This window comes from Shimia isoporae (genome assembly GCF_004346865.1).
GTDB lineage: Bacteria > Pseudomonadota > Alphaproteobacteria > Rhodobacterales > Rhodobacteraceae > Shimia > Shimia isoporae.
Genome location: NZ_SMGR01000003.1, coordinates 442,511 through 460,095, shown reverse-complemented (window position 1 = coordinate 460,095; position 17,585 = coordinate 442,511). Strand labels below are relative to the sequence as shown.

General features: G+C 59.0%; 8 protein-coding genes. 1 reads left to right on the top strand and 7 read right to left on the bottom strand.

The window, feature by feature from the left end; genetic code table 11:
* The first annotated feature begins 54 nt into the window (after positions 1 to 54).
* Positions 55 to 552 carry a serine O-acetyltransferase gene (locus BXY66_RS16535; protein WP_243694409.1) on the top strand — a complete coding sequence of 166 codons (498 nt, stop codon included), beginning with the start codon at positions 55 to 57 and terminating at the stop codon, positions 550 to 552.
* Between the two features lie 17 nt (positions 553 to 569).
* Here BXY66_RS16535 and BXY66_RS16530 read toward each other — a convergent pair whose 3' ends face one another.
* From BXY66_RS16530 to BXY66_RS16500, 7 genes are all read right to left on the bottom strand, one after another.
* Positions 570 to 2,072, bottom strand: a complete 1,503-nt coding sequence (locus BXY66_RS16530) for a hypothetical protein (protein WP_207911343.1) — start codon at positions 2,070 to 2,072, stop codon at positions 570 to 572.
* Between the two features lie 87 nt (positions 2,073 to 2,159).
* Positions 2,160 to 2,825 (bottom strand): sugar transferase, encoded by a 666-nt coding sequence (locus BXY66_RS16525; RefSeq protein WP_132861485.1) that lies wholly within the window; start codon positions 2,823 to 2,825, stop codon positions 2,160 to 2,162.
* A 480-nt stretch (positions 2,826 to 3,305) separates the two neighbouring features.
* Entirely contained in the window at positions 3,306 to 4,580 is a 1,275-nt protein-coding gene (locus BXY66_RS16520; protein WP_132861484.1) for a GumC family protein, read from the bottom strand.
* Positions 4,581 to 4,654: 74 nt separating this feature from the next.
* Positions 4,655 to 5,386, bottom strand: a complete 732-nt coding sequence (locus tag BXY66_RS16515; RefSeq protein WP_132861483.1) for a 4'-phosphopantetheinyl transferase family protein — start codon at positions 5,384 to 5,386, stop codon at positions 4,655 to 4,657.
* Positions 5,383 to 10,041 carry a MupA/Atu3671 family FMN-dependent luciferase-like monooxygenase gene (locus BXY66_RS16510; protein ID WP_132861482.1) on the bottom strand — a complete coding sequence of 1,553 codons (4,659 nt, stop codon included), beginning with the start codon at positions 10,039 to 10,041 and terminating at the stop codon, positions 5,383 to 5,385. The genes BXY66_RS16515 and BXY66_RS16510 overlap by 4 nt, the downstream gene beginning before the upstream one ends.
* Positions 10,038 to 11,042 (bottom strand): glycosyltransferase, encoded by a 1,005-nt coding sequence (locus BXY66_RS16505; RefSeq protein WP_132861481.1) that lies wholly within the window; start codon positions 11,040 to 11,042, stop codon positions 10,038 to 10,040. The genes BXY66_RS16510 and BXY66_RS16505 overlap by 4 nt, the downstream gene beginning before the upstream one ends.
* A complete protein-coding gene (locus BXY66_RS16500; protein WP_132861480.1) occupies positions 11,039 to 17,500 on the bottom strand; it encodes a type I polyketide synthase in 6,462 nt (2,153 codons plus the stop codon). The genes BXY66_RS16505 and BXY66_RS16500 overlap by 4 nt, the downstream gene beginning before the upstream one ends.
* Between the last annotated feature and the right edge of the window lie 85 nt (positions 17,501 to 17,585).

Sequence of the window (17,585 nt, the reverse complement as noted above, 5' to 3'; positions counted from 1 at the left end):
ACGACAACAGAGGTTTTGCGACAACGATTTAGAGGCAATTTGAAGGCAGGTCGCGTGGCACAGGATCAGAAGGTATCGGCAGACGTTGCAGATATGAGCCGAGAGGACATTACCGGCTTCTGGGATGCGGGGCCGAAACTGCTGCGTGCATATCGCCGGTATCAGACTGCAAAGGCGCGGGGCGGTGTCGCGGGCGCCCTTTCGGCCAAATTCTGGGCGGTTGTGCACCGGTTCTGGTCCGTGATGACACAGAGTGAGCTGCACCTGAATATGCAGATCGAAGGCGGTCTGCGGTTGCCTCACCCAACCGGCATCATCGTGCATCCAAATGCCGTTATCGGACCGAATTGCCAGTTGATGCATCAGGTGACATTGGCTGGTGCAGTCACCTTGGGAGGGCACGTGGACGTTGGCGCGGGCGCGAAATTGATCGGCCCGCTGACCGTCGGGGATCATGCCGAGATCGGTGCCAACGCCGTAGTGACCAAAGATGTCCCCGCCGGCGCGGTGGTTGCGGGGGTACCGGCGAAGGTGATTGGTAGCCGGCTATAGGGGTAGAGCCTACCGGTCTAGAGAACAGTGCGTCGTTTCAGAACAGTCTGGGTGTCGGAACCCTCGGGGGGCACGTCAGCGGCCTCAGTTTTTCGTTGACGGGTCAGGCGTTCGGCATGGCCAAATAGCGTACCTGCAATCAGCCATGTCGTTGGCGTGAGAGTTGCATTGGGAAGAAGGTCGATCAGGTTGAACCCGAGCATCAATGCCAGTGGCCCCAGGTAGGGCGACAACCCGCGCTCACCGCTCTCTTTGAAACGGGTGCTGCCCATCAAGGCGTAAGACGCTTTTCGCACAAATCGGTCTTTTTCCTGTCGCGATGCCTGTCGCAATTCGCGCCAAACCAGAAAGATGGGCAAGGACATCAGGCCAAACTGCGCAATGTAGCCGACCCATCCCCAAACCCCGATCACGATCACCCAATAGCCATCGGAAACTGAGGTGATAAAGCCTGTATCCGGGTCATGGATGTGGTTGCGCCCCCAGATTCCCCAGCCGAACCATGGTTTCAAGAACGCACGCTCGACAAGGATGTCCTCGTTTTCGAACCGGAAGGCCAGCGAATGGGCGCGTTCGGCGCTGATGGCTTCGGCCTGAGCCAGAATGGCGCCAGTCGGTACCAGATCGGCCGATTTCAAAACCGGATAGCTGAGTGTGATTAACGCGAGCAGCGCAGCAACTTTCACCTGCATCCGGGTGGTCAGGAGCAGGATCAAAGCGCCTGCGACCCCCGCGTAGACAAGCGTTGCCAGAGTTTTACACAGCACCAGCACTGCGCAGAGATAGAAAGCCGCAATCATATATTTGGCGCGGCCTGTGCTGTGGTCCGCGCGCCAAAGCGCGAGCGCGGCCAGAAGGCAGGTCAGCACAAAATACGCCAGCCATATCCCGTGATAGAGGAACACCATTGGACGGTAACCACCCTGCCGGATGGTCTGGCTAAAGAGATGCTGGAAATAGCCATATACCCAATTGTTGAGTTGCGGGCTCAGGCGGACTTCCATCAGGATCGGCAGTGAATAGGCGAGGCCGGCGATCACCAGAGCCATCAGGAGATCACGCTGATCCTCGCGGGTTGTCAGGTACTGTCGCGCCATCAGGAAACCGATCACCAGGATGAACCGGTTGATCGGTTGCGCGATCGCATCCTGCAGATACAGCCCGCGAATGTAGTTTTCAGTGAAAATCAGTGGCTCGGGGTTGGTGAAGACGGTGACAATCGGGCTCAGAACAAAGACCACAAGCAACCAGCGTGCGATGATGCTGTCGGGCATCAGGCGCGGGCGGTTTTCACCGCGTAGCACAAAAAAGGCGACGATGAGGATTGCCAGATTGGGCAAAGACGTCTTGTCCAGCGCCGGCATCAAGGGAAAATCGATGGCGGCGGGCGGAGGAGGCAGGAGCAGGTAAGCCCCCAAAAGAGACCATATGAGCGCCCGTCCCGGCGGCAAGGTCACAAACAACCGCCAGATCACGATAGGCCAGATCACGAGCATCAATGTTGCAAGTGCGTTCGGCATGGCGGGTGGCAAATCCTTTGCAGCGGGAAGAGAAAAGGCGCGTCGCCACTATAGCGCGCGCCCCTCGAATGTCAGCGGGTGGTCGACTTAGACACCGGTTCCCATTGCGACCACTGCCACAGTTCGCAGCACAACGGTCACATCCGTCCGCAGAGACAGCGCACGATCATAATGGCTGTCATGAATGGCGCGCTCCGCAAAGCTGCACTCGTTGCGTTCGGAAATTTGCCAGAAACCGGTGATGCCTGGACGCATGGAGAAATAGGCGGTGCCCGGGTAGAGCTCGACCTGATCGGGCATCATTGGACGTGGTCCAACCACAGACATCTCGCCGCGCAGAACGTTAAGGAATTGCGGCAACTCATCCAAAGAGCTCTTGCGGATGATGCGTCCAATCGGGGTGATGCGCGGGTCGCGGGACAGCTTCTGTTTCTCGTCCCACTCTCGACGCGCGGCCGGGTTTTCGCGCAAGTAAGCTTCGAGTTTCTTGTCAGCGTTGGGCACCATCGAGCGCAGCTTCAGCATGTTGAAGATCTTGCCGTCTTTACCGACACGTGCCTGACGGTAGAACGGTGAAGCGCCATCGCGTGCAATCAGCAACGCAAGCGCCATTACAACGGCTCCAACGGGCAACGCGATAACCGCGACAAACAGGATGTCGAGCACCCGTTTCATGAACGAGCGATACACGCCGCGCTGCGGCGTAGAGACCTCGAAGGCCTGCACGAAATCCTTACGTGAATAGATCGCCATTGGCGTCATCCCCACTAACACTACGCCTGGGGCACGTTGGGAATGTGTGTGGATCGCGCTGAAAAATGGTCAAAGAAATAGCGTCGCGCCGAAATCGACACGTCTATAGATTTCATGACCCGTGTGAAAAGCGCCCTGGCAGCGGGGCTGTTCGCTCAGCAGTCTTCCGTTTTCCCTCGGTGCTCCCGTCTAAGAAGCGCCCACCCAAGGACATATATTAGACACAATTTGCTCGAAATCCACCGCAACTTTGCGTCACTTTTTGCTAAGTAGCTGATTTCATTATACATTGGGTGAAGTTTAATTTCAAAAGTATAGAAAATTTGGTTAATATTCGTGTGCGCTGATATTCAAATGGAAACGGTTCTATCCATGCTTGTGGGATTGTTTCTGAATTATGGAATTCCTTACCCCGAATCTGAGGGCGTATTCGGCGGGATTTCGCCGTTGATTCGGGGAATATGGCGAAAGTTGGGCGCCTTAGCGCCCGAATTTCAGGGCGACGCTCGCCAATGCCGCAGCCGCAGCGAGTATGGCACCGACCTTGGCAAGCGACAGAATGACCCGTTTGCGTCGTTTGGCCGGAGTTTCGATCACAGGAATTGCTGCAACTGCACGGAGACGCAGCTGGCGCTCCAGTTGGCCACGGGTCCAAATCACCGGGCTGCGCATCTCGGCGAGGAACACTAGCGTAAGCGCAACCGCCCCGCTCAGCAGCCCGCCCATGGCAAGGATTTTCTTGCGGGAGGGGGCGATGGGCCAGTCAGGTGCCAGCGCCTCTTCCAGCACGGCAAAACTGTCGGACTGGCTTGATGCCTCAAGCATCTGGTTCATCTCGGCTTGCGCTTTGCCAACAGTGACAGCTTCGTACTGGTCTTCCAGTTTTTTGAGTTCGCGCTCAAGTTTGCTGAACTCCTGCTCAAGGCGAGGTGTTTCGGCGATTTCAGTCTCGATCTGGCTGATCTCAAGCTGATACAGCGCCGCTTCCTCCTGAAGGCGGGACACCCGTTGAGCACGGATCGTTCCGGCGCCGGCTTGGCCGCCATCCTGCAGTGAAAGAATCTGACGTTGTACTTCGAGCTCGATTTCCTGCAGGTCCGTCAATCGGGTGCGTAGGCTTTCAACGCCTCCTGGCAGTATCACGGCGTTTTCGCGTTTGAACTCGGCAATTTCTGCTTCCTGGGTAAAGATTGCTGCTGCAATCCGGCGTTCCTCGCTATCAAAGAAATCCAGGGTTTCGCGCACCCGCGCAGACCGGCTGTCGGACTCTGCCTGCAAGACATTGTTGACCAATTCATTGGCAACGTTGGCGGCCAAAACCGGGTCCGTCATGCGGACGGTGACGAGCAAGGCAGAGGGGCTGATATCCTGACGCCAGCGCAGTTGCGGGTTGGTGATGTGTTGCACCCGGGCTGCGCGGCGCAGCAAGTCGACCTTTTGCAGATCAGAGAGACCGGCGTTCCGGTACAATCCAAATTTGTCTATGATCGTCAGGAGGTTGTCACGGGCCATAACGCGCTGTTCGACAATTTGCAGTTTTTGCAACATGTCTGCGTTGAGCGAACCGCGAGAAGTTTCTCCGGTCTGGATGGTTGGTTGTTCAATCTGGATTGTCGCGGAGGTTTCGTACTCCGGCGGAAGCGACAGCGCGTAAAACAGCGAGATCAGGACGCCGATCACAATAACAGACACCCACAGAAGAGCCCTTCTGCGGAGCATGCTCAGCACCTCGCCAAGAGACTGAAACCTGTCCATGCCTGATCCTCAAAAGTCGTTCCGGCGCCGTGATTTCGCGCTCTGTTGCCGGAAACTATGGTGGATGAATGTGGTTATCCCGTGGCGCAAACGGGGAAATTGACGTTTTCCGTGCCCTGCACTGCGCCGAGCGTGACCATCGTCAGGATGTGCCCGCCCGCGGCGCCGCACTGACCCGACACTGTGCTTCCGGCGCGGATAGAGGCGATATCACGATGGAATGTTGCGGTGAAGCCTGTGCGCAAGGAGTTGAACGTAATTGATGCCGCGTCAAAGCCGAAGACCTGCCGCGTGATCGGGTATTGCGCCTTGAACACGGCTTCCTTGGCGGAAAACAGACATCGGGCAAGCAGAAGACGGTCGGTTGCGGGCAGGGCGTCAAGCATATCGCGGTCTTGCTGTGTGCAGATCGCCTTGAGAAGCTCAGGCTTCAAAGGGGCTTCGGGTTCGATGTCTACGCCCAAGGTGCGAAAACGGGTTTCCGGCGCGACAATGGAAAGAGCGGCCTTTCGGTTGTGCGTGATCGAGCCCGCAACACCAGACGGGAACGTCGGCGTGCGGTCGGTGCCTTTGGGGATGGCCACGGCAGGCAGATCGATGCTCTGCAGGGCGGCCCGCGCGGCACGACGGCCAGCGGCAAATTCACGTTTTCTTTTCGGAATAGCGCTTGCTATGGCCACCGCTTCCTCCGGCAGGACCGTGGCTGGTCCGGCGGTCGGGTCAGCCACTCCTACGCCCACACCACGCGGTGCGAACCGCAGCGCCAGATCGCGCAGGGCGTTCAACTCGTTGCTTGATCCGGTCACGTCCGTGCCCTCCGACGGGCCCGCATCGCACGGCGTTTGCTCATGAGTTCGGCGCGGCTGTCTGCCCGTTCCGAAACCTCTTCTGCGGCCGCGGCCCGGGGTGCGTTCTCGGGGCGTGCACTGCCTGTAAGTTCCTCGATGCGCGCCACAAGTCCGCCCATTGTCGGGAAGCGGAAAATATCTGTGATCGACAATTTGCTCGCGCCTGTCTCCGTGCGAATATCGCGATGGGCCTGCACCGCCAGCAGGCTGTGGCCACCAATGTCAAAGAAGTTGTCCGTGGCGTTGACCTCTGCGACGCCCAGCACGCGGGCCCAGATGGTCGCGACAGTGGCAGCAACGTCACCGGTCACAACTGCCGGTGTTGGTACGCTCGGCGTGGCAACAGATTTCGCGACCTCGACGGTGCGGGTTTCCTCAGGTGCCGGAAGAGCCTTGCGATCAACTTTTTTGTTGGGCGTCAGCGGAAATTCGGAAACCGTCACATAGTGTTGCGGTCGCATGAAATTCGGAAGGTTTGTGCGTAAGGCAGCCCGCAAGTCCGCCTCGGCGGGAATGGTGTCGCCACGCAGATAAGCCACAAGGCGAATGTCTCCCGGCGTGTCTTCACGAGGGACAACGACAGCCTGTGCGATACCTGCGATCTCCTCCAGGCGGGTCTCTATTTCGCCCAACTCGATACGATAGCCGCGCAATTTCACCTGATGGTCTGCGCGACCAAGGAAATCGAGCTTACCGTCATCGCGCCAGCGCACAAGATCACCGGTTTTATAGAGCCGCCCTTCTCCGAACGGGTTTGCGACAAAACGCTCTGCAGTCAGTTTCTCACGCCGCCAGTAGCCGCGCGTGACACCCGCACCGCCAATCAGCAATTCACCGGCAACACCGACCGGCGCGGGCTGACCGCTTGCGTCCAACACATAGACCTGCGTGTTTGCAATCGGCGCTCCGATATTGGCGATGCCCTCTGCGGCATCAGCTGTGTCGGTCGTAGACCAGATCGTGGTTTCCGTCGGACCGTACATGTTCTGGACACTTGCGTCCGTGGCGGCATTCAGATCCGCCACCAACGCTCCGGACAGTGCCTCGCCGCCGACCATAAGGTGATTAATGCGGCCAAGCGCAAACCGCGCTTCGTCATTCATGGCAATCATGCGCGCCATGGAAGGCGTGCATTGCAGGTGGCTGACATCGTGGCGGATGATTTGCGCGGCAATGGAAACGTCTGATGGGTCCAGTTCACCACCTTCGTTTGCCAACCGCAGCACTTCAGCCAGCGGTTTCAGCCCTTCAAGAACCGTATCGCTGTCGATGCCGTAGTCGATCAGACAGGCGATTTCCGTGACCCCAATGCGCTTTACCTGCTCCACCCGGTCCAGCGCGTCGTCGACAGTGCCGAACAGACCGCTGTCCTCGAAATAACGCAGGAAAGCAAAATCCAGGATACCTTCGAGTTCTTCCTCGGTCAGGCTACCCAGATCAAGTTGAAAGGCGTTGTCCACGCCTTCGGGCTTCTTGAAGGCGGGGAAGGCCCATGCGTATTGCTTGATAAGACCGGCGGCGGAGCGCAGGTAGTCCTTCATGGGTTCCCGTGCGATTTCGCGGGCTGTCTCGCGGTCGTTTGCAAGAAAACTGTGCAACATCAACGTGACCGAGAAGTCCTTTGGATCATGACCAGCTTCGCGCAGGGCATCGTGATACAGCGCAATCTTCTGGCCAACCTCGTCGACGCTTTGCCCCAGCAAATGGGTCAGCACATTGCATCCGTGACGACCGGCCTCTTTCCATGTTTCCGGATTGCCTGCCGTCGTGACCCAAAGCGGAAGGTCTTCGGATACGGGACGCGGTTGTGTCACAACCGCATGCATCGAACCGTCTTTTTTGGGGAATGAGACTTTCTCTCCCCGCCAAAGTTTGCGCAGGTCCGCCATCTGTTCAAACATTGCAGGCTTGTTTGCGGGAGGCGTGTTTTCCGGTCGCAACACAAAATCATCCGGTTGCCAGCCCGACGCAATTGCCATGCCGGCACGCCCGTTGGTCAGGTTGTCAATCACTGCCCATTCTTCGGCAATGCGTGCCGTGTGATGCAACGGCGCGACACAGGAACCGGCACGCACGCCAATCTGTTTTGTCACGGCGGCCACTGCTGCACCGGTCACCGAAGGGTTCGGATAGGGGCCGCCAAACGCGTGGAAATGGCGCTCCGGTGTCCAGACCGCACAGAATCCATGCGCATCGGCAAACTTCGCACCTTCGAGCAGAAGCTCGTATTTTCGGGAGCCCTGGCCATCGTCATTGCCCCAATAATAGATCGACATCTCCATCCCGCCAGAGGCGGCGGGCAGGCGCCCGTTGGAAATCTGGGTTGTTGTTTCGTCGCCTGACACCACCAGCTTGAAACCGCGCGACAGGGTCCAAAAGAGTTCCAGAACCGAAATATCAAAGCTGAGGGATGTGACCGCCAGCCAAGTGTCTCCGGGTTGGTGCGTGATACGGGCGTCCATGCCTGCAAAAAAGTTGGCGACATTACCGTGCTCCACCATGACTCCCTTGGGAGTTCCAGTGGATCCAGATGTGTAGATCAGATACGCAAGGTCTTCACCTTTCGCGATTGCGTCCGGGTTTGTTGCGATGGCCGTCGACAGGCGTGTGTCTGTATCCAGTTCGAGAACCTGCGTTTGATGATCGGGCAGGTTTTGTGAGAGCGCAGCTTGCGTGACGATCACGCCACAGCCCGAGTCGGTGACGAAGTGTGCCAGACGCTCGGCGGGATAGGTTGGATCCATCGGGACATACGCCCCGCCGGCTTTGAGGATCGCCAGCGCCCCTGCCACCAGATCGGGGCCGCGCTTCGTGCACAACCCAACAAGCGACCCTCGGGTCACCCCCATATCGCGCAGAACATGCGCGGCGCGGTTGGCTCGGGCGTTGAGATCGGCGTAGCTCAGGACCTCATGTTCGAAAACCAGCGCGGGAGCGTCGGGTGTCTTAGACACCTGTGTCTCGAACTGAGAAACGATCGTGGCGTCCGCGTCAAAGGGAGCTTCGGTTTCGTTCCACTTGGTCAGCAGGTCTTTCCGTTCGGTCTCCGGCAGAAACGGGAGGTCTTGTGCGTGTTCCGTGGTCGGCATGGCTGCCAGTAGAAGTTCCAGCCGTGCTGCGAGCCGCTTTGCGTGAGGTTCGCTTAGACGCGAAGCGTCATAGTGCAAAGCGGGGGCTGCTCCCAATGCAACGGTCAAAGCGGCCCCATCCAATGCACCGCTGTCTTCAAACGTCACAGCGATATCCGGGATCGATGGCTTCGCAATGTTGGTATCCCGAGCGATCAGGTCACACATCCATGTCCCATGACGTTTCAAAAGCTCGGCGGACTGTGAAACCTTGTCGACGGCCAAATCGACGGCATCGTGCAGCAACGCAGCGCTGATCCTCAAAGGTACCCAATCGCTCAATATTCCGGTCGCGCGGGGTAGATCCGCGGGCTGAAGCGCTATGTCACACGCCTCCGCTACACCTGACCGCAATGCCCAGAGGGTCACTGCGGTCAGGGTTTGCTTGGAGGGCAACTCGGGCAAGGTCAGTTTGACCTTGCGCATTTCTGGAAGATCGCCGCTGGTGGCAACCAGTGGAAGGGAGGCAGGCAGGAACGCTGCCATTTGGGTGCGCCAGAAGGCGTCCGATTTAGCGACTCTGGCCACCGTCGCGCTCAAGGTCTCCGCTGCACCGCGATCCAGAAGCGGTAGGCGTTCGCCTTCGCGCAACACATTTCCGGGGATTTCGGCTTTGCCGTTTGTGTCGGTCACGCGTGAAAGGGTGACTGCACCACGACCACAGGCAATGATTATGGTTTCGTCCGATGCCGCAAGTATGGCTCCAGGCTCACCGTGACCTGCACTTTCGGCGATCTCGGCGCTACCAATCAGAAGGATTCGACCGGAGGCGACAATCTTGGGCGCGCAGAGCGGGTTAAAGTAGTCCCCGTGATCCAACGCCCGGACAAGAGCGACGACTTCTTGCGCATCGCGGCGGAAATCGATCCGGCCAGCTGCCTCCGGCAGTTTTCCCAGACCGAAATAGCTGCGTTGACCCATGTCCTGTGTCCGCGCGTTTGGCGCGCCTTCGGACAGAGCCGTTACAACCTCTGGAAAGCTCTCGATTGCGGCAGCGTAGGCTTTGGTGTTGAGCGTTAGGGCAGTGTCTGACTGCGAGATGTCAAACATGCGCTGGGCGATGATATCGCCTGTGTCGGCTCGTTCTTCGATCTTGTGCCAAGTGATACCGTGGCGCGCCTCTTGCGCCATGCGGGCCCAGACCGGCGCGTTCAGTCCCGCATAGCGAGGCAGTGGCCCGTCGTGAAAATTCACAGCGCCTTTTCTTGGCAGGTTCAGCACCGGCCCAGGCAGCATATCCAGATTGGCAATCGACAGGAGCCAATCAAAAGAGTCACCCAACAGTTCTCCTGCGATGTCGGAGTCTGAGGACACCACGCGGAGTCCCTCTGTCTCGGCCCAGGTTCGGATGTCGCTGGCGCGTGTGACAACGGCGGACACCACGTGCCCTGCATCACGCCAGATCGTCGCGCATTGAATAAGCAGACTTTCATTGCCGATCATCACGGCGGTCATGCGGGCGGTAGACAGAGTATCAAGGCTCATGAGCGGGCCTCCTTGCGCGGGTTTAACGTGGGCGTTGCGGACCGTTCGCGCGGGGTCCGGTTGGAAAGACTGCGGATGTAGTGTGAGATCAGATCCCAAAGGAACCAGTTCGGATCGCGGCGTGCCTTGCGGCCGATCAGACGGCGCATTTTCCACAAGCAGGTGCCGCACAGATGGGCAACCGTTGGGCCAAATGCGCTGCCGTGGTTCTTCCGGAAATAGTACAGCCGGCTGTCAAACCAGTACTGCGGCATGCGCTGCCAGGTTTTCATGCCGGTTGAGACCGACCCTATGTGCGTCACCTCGCTCGCGCGGACATAATCCGTTGGCCATCCGGCGTTTCGCGCGCGCAGACAAAGATCGGTTTCTTCGAAATACAGAAAGAAGGTTTCGTCAAAGAGACCGATCTCTTCAAGTACGTCTCGGCGGATCATCATAGAGGCGCCGGCCAACCAATCCACACGAGTGGTGTCCGATGGAACCGGAAGGGGCACAACATGGTTTTTCAGCAGGCGAGTGACAATACCAATCCGTGCAGCGCCTTCGAGTTCGCCCCACGTCCCGGGAAAGCGGAAGGCAGTAACATGCGGGTCGCCATCTTCGCCGTGGATATAGCTTCCGGCGATCCCGACATCAGGATTCAGAGTCAAATGCGCCAAAAGCAGTTGTATGCTGCCCGGATCGGGGAAGGCATCGGAGTTGAGGATATAGACGTAGTCGAACCCCTTCGTTGCGCCATGGCGGATGCCGAAATTGTTGCCCGCACCAAAGCCGCCGTTGTGTCCCGTTTGAATGACCTCAACACGCTGCGCGGCCCAATCCGCCGCAGCGACCCCTTCACGCAACGCCTCAAAACTGCCGTCACCACTGTGGTTATCGACAATGACGATACTCCCGTTCAAGCCTTGCATCTCGCGTGCGGCGGCTTGAGCCGCGCGCAGGGTCATGTCCGGCGTTCGCCAGTTCAGGATTACGGTCAGAAGGCGGGGCGCTTCGCTCATTCCGCAGCCTCCTTCTGACTTTCAGCGATGGCGGCTTCCGCGGCAGAGATCACCTTCTTCATTCGTGTTGCCAACACGCGGACGTTGGGTTCAAGCACCATGCTGTCGTGATCTCCGGGGACTTCGAAGACCTGTACGTGCGGGACGTACTGACCCCAATCGTTGTCGTGGAATACATAAGCGCGGTCGCTGTCCACCAGCCGGCCTTCTCCCATGTCCCATTTGCCGGTGAGCGGAGGCCGGAACAGCACCAGATTGCCGGACCACGGCGCGACCTCGTATGAGGCCACAGCCCGCAGGAAGGCGGCTTCGATTTCGGCATCGTGAAACTGCTGGCCTTGCGCGTCGTGTGCGGTTTCTTCCGGTGCACGCCGTTTGGACAATTCCCATGCGATCCGGTTTTTGGCCCAGATCAGCGGGTATGCCACGCCTTTGGCCTTCAGTTCCTGCATCTGGATTTTCATCCGGTCGGACCGGCTAAGAGCGCGGCGTTGCGGTAGGGGGGTGTCCAGCATGGCCACCAATGCAACCTCTTCTCCCGCCTCCTCAAGCTGGCGCCTGATTTCGTAGGCGGTAATGCCTCCACCGGAAAATCCGCCCATCAGATATGGCCCGTGTGGCTGCACCTGCCGCATTTCAGCGATGTAGTCGCGCGCGGCTTCAACCAGATCGTCATGCGGTGCCGTGTCGCCAAGCAACCCGCGGGCCTGCAAGCCATAGAACGGACGGTCCGAGCCAATTAGATGGGCCAGGTGGCGTAGGTTCAGAACGTTGCCAAACATGCCAGCCACAAGGAAAAACGGGCGGCGCGCCCCACCTTCACCCGTGTGCATTGGCACGAGGTGCGTGAAACGACTTCGCGGTCGCAGTCCTGCCTCGGGCTCTGAAACGCCGTCGGGTGTCGCGGCCGCGACTTCGGCAGTCGACACATCTCCCCCGAGTCTTTCCGCGATCATCGCGGCGCAAGTTTCGATGGTCGGAGCTTCAAACAGCACGGAAATGGGAAACTCGATGCGGTAAGCCTTCTTGACCATGGCAAAGAGCCGTACAGCGATCAGGCTATGTCCGCCCAGATCGAAGAAACTGTCCCGGATCCCTACTTTGTCTACGCCCAGAAGATCCTGCCAAAAGCCAGCAAGCGTGCGTTCGATGTCATTAGTTGGCTCGACAAAGTCGGTGTCGAGCTCCGGCCGTTCGAAAGCCTGACCGTCACCGGATGCGGCGGGGATTCCCGCATCGGCTTGCGCGATCAATGCGTGCAAGTCGAGTGAGGAAATGACGACCTGAGGCAAAGGCCCGCGCAGGGCCGCCTCGAACATCTTGGCGCCTTGCGGTGGCATTATGCCCTGACTCAGGTTGTGGGCCAGCCGTTCCTCTGCAACTGAGAGAGGCTGCGTCGTCTGACCCGATTTGTCGAAAGAAACTTCTGCTGCGGTGAGCGGCGGCGGGGCGGTAAATGCCGCGCCTTCGAGTTGCCGGATGGACAGGCCCTCGACCTCGACACAGATCGCACCCTCAGGCGTGGCCAATGCAACATCGAAACTCGCAACACCGTCGGAGCTGGAGCCGGATACGAGGCGAACATGGCTAACTATCTCTGCAGGAAGCGGCGCATGCATGATCAGCGCGCCATAGCTGACAGGAACCCAGAGGTTTGTTTGTGCGTAGCCGGGGATTAGGTCCATGGCCCAGCCGGTGGCGATGTCGAGCAATCCTGGCGGCAACAGGCATCCGTCATCCGCAAACTTGGCGTCCAGCGACAAGGTTGCGATGCCTTCGTTCTGATCGAGGGCCATGCTGCGCAGAACCTTCCATCGAGGGCCAAAGTTCAGGTGGGCCTCCTGTGGTGCACTCAGCGGAGCGTCTGTTGCGGCGGTCACGGATCCGAAGCGGCCTTGCAGACTAGCCACATCGAGTGTGGCGCGCTTGCCGGTATGCGGGATCAGACGGGCTTCGGCATGGGTTTGCCAGCCTTCGCGGCCCTCGAACATGCAGGCGCTCTGGACCTCGAAGCGGTAGCCTTCATCCGAGCGCTCAAGGCGCGCGCGCAGGCCCACGCTTTCGGACTCGGCGACTTGCAAGGGGCGCAAGAACAGGAGATCGCGCAGCGTAAACCCGCCTGCCTCGCCATGCGCGCGCATGGCTTCGGCCGCAAGTTCGGCATAACCTGTTCCTGGAAGGATCGCGGTGCCATCTTTGGTGCGGTGCTCATCCAGAACCCAGCGTGACGTATCATAGGTGGCTTCAAAAATCCTGTGTCCCGCGCCGTCAAACCCTGCTGTGTCCAGCAGCGGCGCCGTGATTGGTTCCGCAGGTGCGGGGTCTGCCTCTCCTTGGCGTGCTGCAACGGCTTCGGCAGCCATACCGACTTCGGCCCAGATCCCCCAATTGATTGCACGAACACGGGTTCTGTCGGCCGCGCGCGATTGCGCGTATGCGTTGAGATAAGCGTTCGCGGCAACATAATCGATCTGGCCGATCGGCGCTGTTGCGGTGGAAGAAGAGCTGAACAGGGTCAACCAGTCGATGGACCCGTCAGGGAACACCTGTTCGAGCACCTGTGTACCATGCAGTTTTGGCGCGAGAACGTCGTCTATCTGCGCTGAGGTTTTGGCCAGCAAAGGCGCGTCGTCGATAACACCGGCGGCATGCACGACGCCATTGATCGGGCCAAATGCGGTGGTGGCTGCGTCAACGGCTTCACGCATTTCGTCTATGTTGCACACATCAGCGGCAAGACAGAGTACGCGGCCGCCAAGGCTTTCGAGCCTTTCGATGGCGCGGATACGGCCGGCGATCCTGTCGTGCGAAGCATGGCCGCGCAGATACGCAGCCCAGCTATCGCGGTCGGGCAGCCCATCCCGCGACAGTAGGACAATGTTCGCTTTTGCCTCGCGAATGGCACGTTCCGCCAACGTGAGCCCGATGCCGCCAAAACCGCCAGTGATCAAGTAGGTGCCGCCCTCTTTCCAGACAGGCAGGTCGTCGGCTTTCAGTTCTGTTCTGCGGTAGCCTCGCTCGAACCGCTTTTCGCCGCGCCACGCGGCAAGGGTGCTGCGCGGTTCGGACATAAGATCTTCGAGAAGCCGCATGGCTAGAGAGAGATGACCCTTGCGGGCAGGTGGGGTCACATCCACAAGCGAAGCCGACACGTCTGGTAATTCACGCGGCATCACTTGTACCGCGCCAAGCGCAGTGGCCTTTTCAGGATAGGGCACAGCTTCGTCGCGCACCTGCACCGCGCCGGAACTGATCGCCGTGACATGCAGCGGACGCGGTAGGTTTTCGTCCGTTATGGCCTGCGCCAAGAAGAACAGGCTCATGAAACCCTGTTCCTGATTCCGGTGGAAGAAGCTCGACCCGGGCCTGTGGTATTCGTCTTCGGTCAACAGCCACATGTGCACGATCCGGTCCGGAACGCGTCCGCGTGCCATGAGGTCGGCAATCAGCGCGTCATAACCTTCACGGCCACGCTCGGGGGCGAGCACGTAGGCGTCGGGTCCGGCCTGAGCAAAGGCGTCGCCTGCGCGTACGGTCACCACGTCATGACCAGCCTTGCGCAATTGCTCTGTCAAAGCCGTGCCGGTGCCCCCTGAATCGGTGAATATCAGCCAATGATGTTTGGGGGCATCGGCGAGTTCTGTTGCCACGTCGAAATCACAGTCTGCCAGACGAGGGCGCCATCTGGGTGCGTAGGTCCAGTCCGCCGTGTTCTCGAGCCGCATCAGCATGTCATCCGGGGAGTCGATCTGGTCTTTGCCGGGTTCGATGAAATACCGGCTGCGCTGGAACGCATAGCTGGGAAGCACAACTTTCTGACGGGGCACTCCACCCCAATATTGCTCAAAATCCACTTCGACGCCACAAGCCCAAAGCCGGCCAAGAGTGGCGAGGAAGTAGGCGTCATCGGCAATCGTGTCTTCAGGGTGGCGCAGCGAGGAAAGTACCTTGTCGGCTTTGACTGCGCCGTGCATTTTCACAAGGGAAGACAACGCCTTGCCCGGACCGACCTCAAGAAAGACACGGCTGGGGGTTTGGCTGAGAGTTGTCACATCGTCTGCAAACAAGACAGTGTTGCGCAAGTGGGCAACCCAATAGTCGGGGTCTGTGGCCTCACTTTCCAGCAGAGCTGCACCCGTGCGGTTGGAAATGATCGGTAGTTTCGGTGCGTGCAAGTCAATGGCGTGCAGATACTCGCCAAACTGTTCCAGAATAGGCTCCAACATGTAGCTGTGGGCCGCTATGTCGATGGCTACGCGTTGGGTGTCGACCTCTTCTGCCGCGAGATCTTTTGCAAGCTTGTCGAGCGCAGCATCAGGGCCGGAAACGACTGTCAGCGAAGGCGCGTTTACCGACGCGATGTCTAGATTGTCATCAAGTCGTTTCTCGACGTCCCCCAAGGGCAGTGGTACCGACAACATTCCGCCTGCAGGTACAGTGTCGAAGAGCCTGCCACGCAATTGCACAAGGCCGAGGCAGTCTTCAAACGACATGACGCCTGCCAGGCAGGCGGCGGTGTTTTCTCCCATTGAATGACCCACAAGCGCCGCAGGTGTCACGCCCCAGCTGATCCAGAGCTGGGCCAGCGCATATTCCACCATCATGATAAGCGGAAGCTGAAGGCTCGGTTTTTTCAGCGCCTCCTCGGCCTCTGGAGTCTGCGTCCCCTCGGCCAGCCACAGGGCGCGTAACCCTTCGCCGCCTTTTCCGGCAAGTACGTCAAAACCGCGATCCATCCACTCTGCAAAGACCGGCTCGGTCTCATAGAGATCACGCCCCATGCCGACGAATTGGGCCCCACCGCCGGGGAACATGAAGACGACATCTGGCGTTTCGGCTTCGGCTGAATGATTAAAAACGCGCAGAAGGTTTCCGGATTCCAACAAATCTGCCGCTTCAGCATGGCTCTCTGCCACCAGCACCCGCCGCTTTTCGAACTTTCGCCGCCCGTTAAGCAAAGTGTGCGAGATGTCCGCCAAAGGCTGGTCCGGGTTCGCTCGCAAATGCGCGGCGAGGTTGGCCGCATTGGCCTCCAGTGCCTTGTTGTTTCGTCCGGACAGAGCGATCAAATGGAACGGCCAGTCGCTCTCTTGGCTGGGTGCCCGCGCAGGGGCTTCATCCACGATCACGTGCGCATTGGTGCCGCCCACACCGAGGCTGTTCACACCTGCGCGGCGTGGACCATTGCGTGGCGCCCAGTCCCTCAAGCCCGCGTTTACCGCAAAAGGGCTGCTGCCAAAGTCGATGGCCGGGTTGGGCTTCTCAAAACCCAGTGACGGCGGCATCTGCTTGTGGTGCAGAGCCAGTGACGTTTTGATCAGGCTCGCCGCACCGGCTGCTGTGTCCAGATGCCCGATGTTGGTTTTCACAGAACCTATGCGGCAGAACCCCGTTTCTTCGGTCGTTTCGCGGAAGGCTTCTGTCAGAGCTGCGATTTCGATCGGGTCGCCAAGATAGGTGCCGGTGCCGTGGCATTCCACATAGTCCACAGTTTCTGCGCTGATATCGGCAATCGCCAGCGCGTCAGCCACAGCGGACGCCTGCCCGCCCACAGAGGGCGCAAGGTAGCCGGCTTTGTCGCTGCCATCGTTGTTCACGGCCGAGCCTTTGATCACGGCCCAGATGTGGTCTCCGTCGGCGATTGCATCTTCAAGCCTGCGGAGCACAACAACGCCTGCGCCAGATCCGAACACTGTGCCCTGTGCGCGATGGTCAAACGCATGGCATTCCCCGTCCGGTGACAGGATCTCGCCGTCCTCGAAAACATAGCCGCGCCCGTGGGGCAGTTCGATGGTCACGCCACCGGCCAGTGCCATGTCGCATTCGCCGTTCAGAATCGACTGCGCTGCATAGTGCACGGCCACCAATGAAGTGGAACAGGCGGTTTGTAGACCCAGTGACGGGCCTTTCAGGTCGAGAAAATGGCTGAGCCGCGTAGCAAGGAAATCCTTGTCGTTGCCTGTGTGGCGCAACAGGAACATGCCGGTGCTGTCCACCAGATCGCGGTTTGAGCAAATATTGAAATAGAAATAGCTACCCATGCCGCAACCCGCGAACACGCCGATCGGGCCGTCAAAGTTCTCAGGCATGTGGCCTGCGTTTTCCAGCGCCTCCCAGCTGACCTCAAGGAACTGTCGGTGTTGCGGGTCCATAATCGCCGCTTCCTTCGGAGATAAGCCGAAGAAATCCGCATCAAACTCGGCAAAGCCGTCGAGCATGGCTGCTGCTGGCACGTAGTTGCGATGTTTCAACTTCGCGAGGCTCTCGCCGTTTGCAAGTAACTCTTCGTCCGAAAGCTTGGTTATCGAGCGGATACCGTCACGCAGGTTCTGCCAATACTGATCAATGCCGGTCGCGCCGGGTAAGTGGGCGGCCATGCCCACAATCGCAATATCGGTCTCGCTCACCCGAGCGTCCGCTTGATCGGTCACGTTTGAACCTGCTTCTAACAATGCCATTCCGGCCCCCATTTGCGCGCAAAACGCTTAGGGACTCATTGATTGATACCAAAACTATTGCCCCTAAGGAGCCTTACAAAGGTCA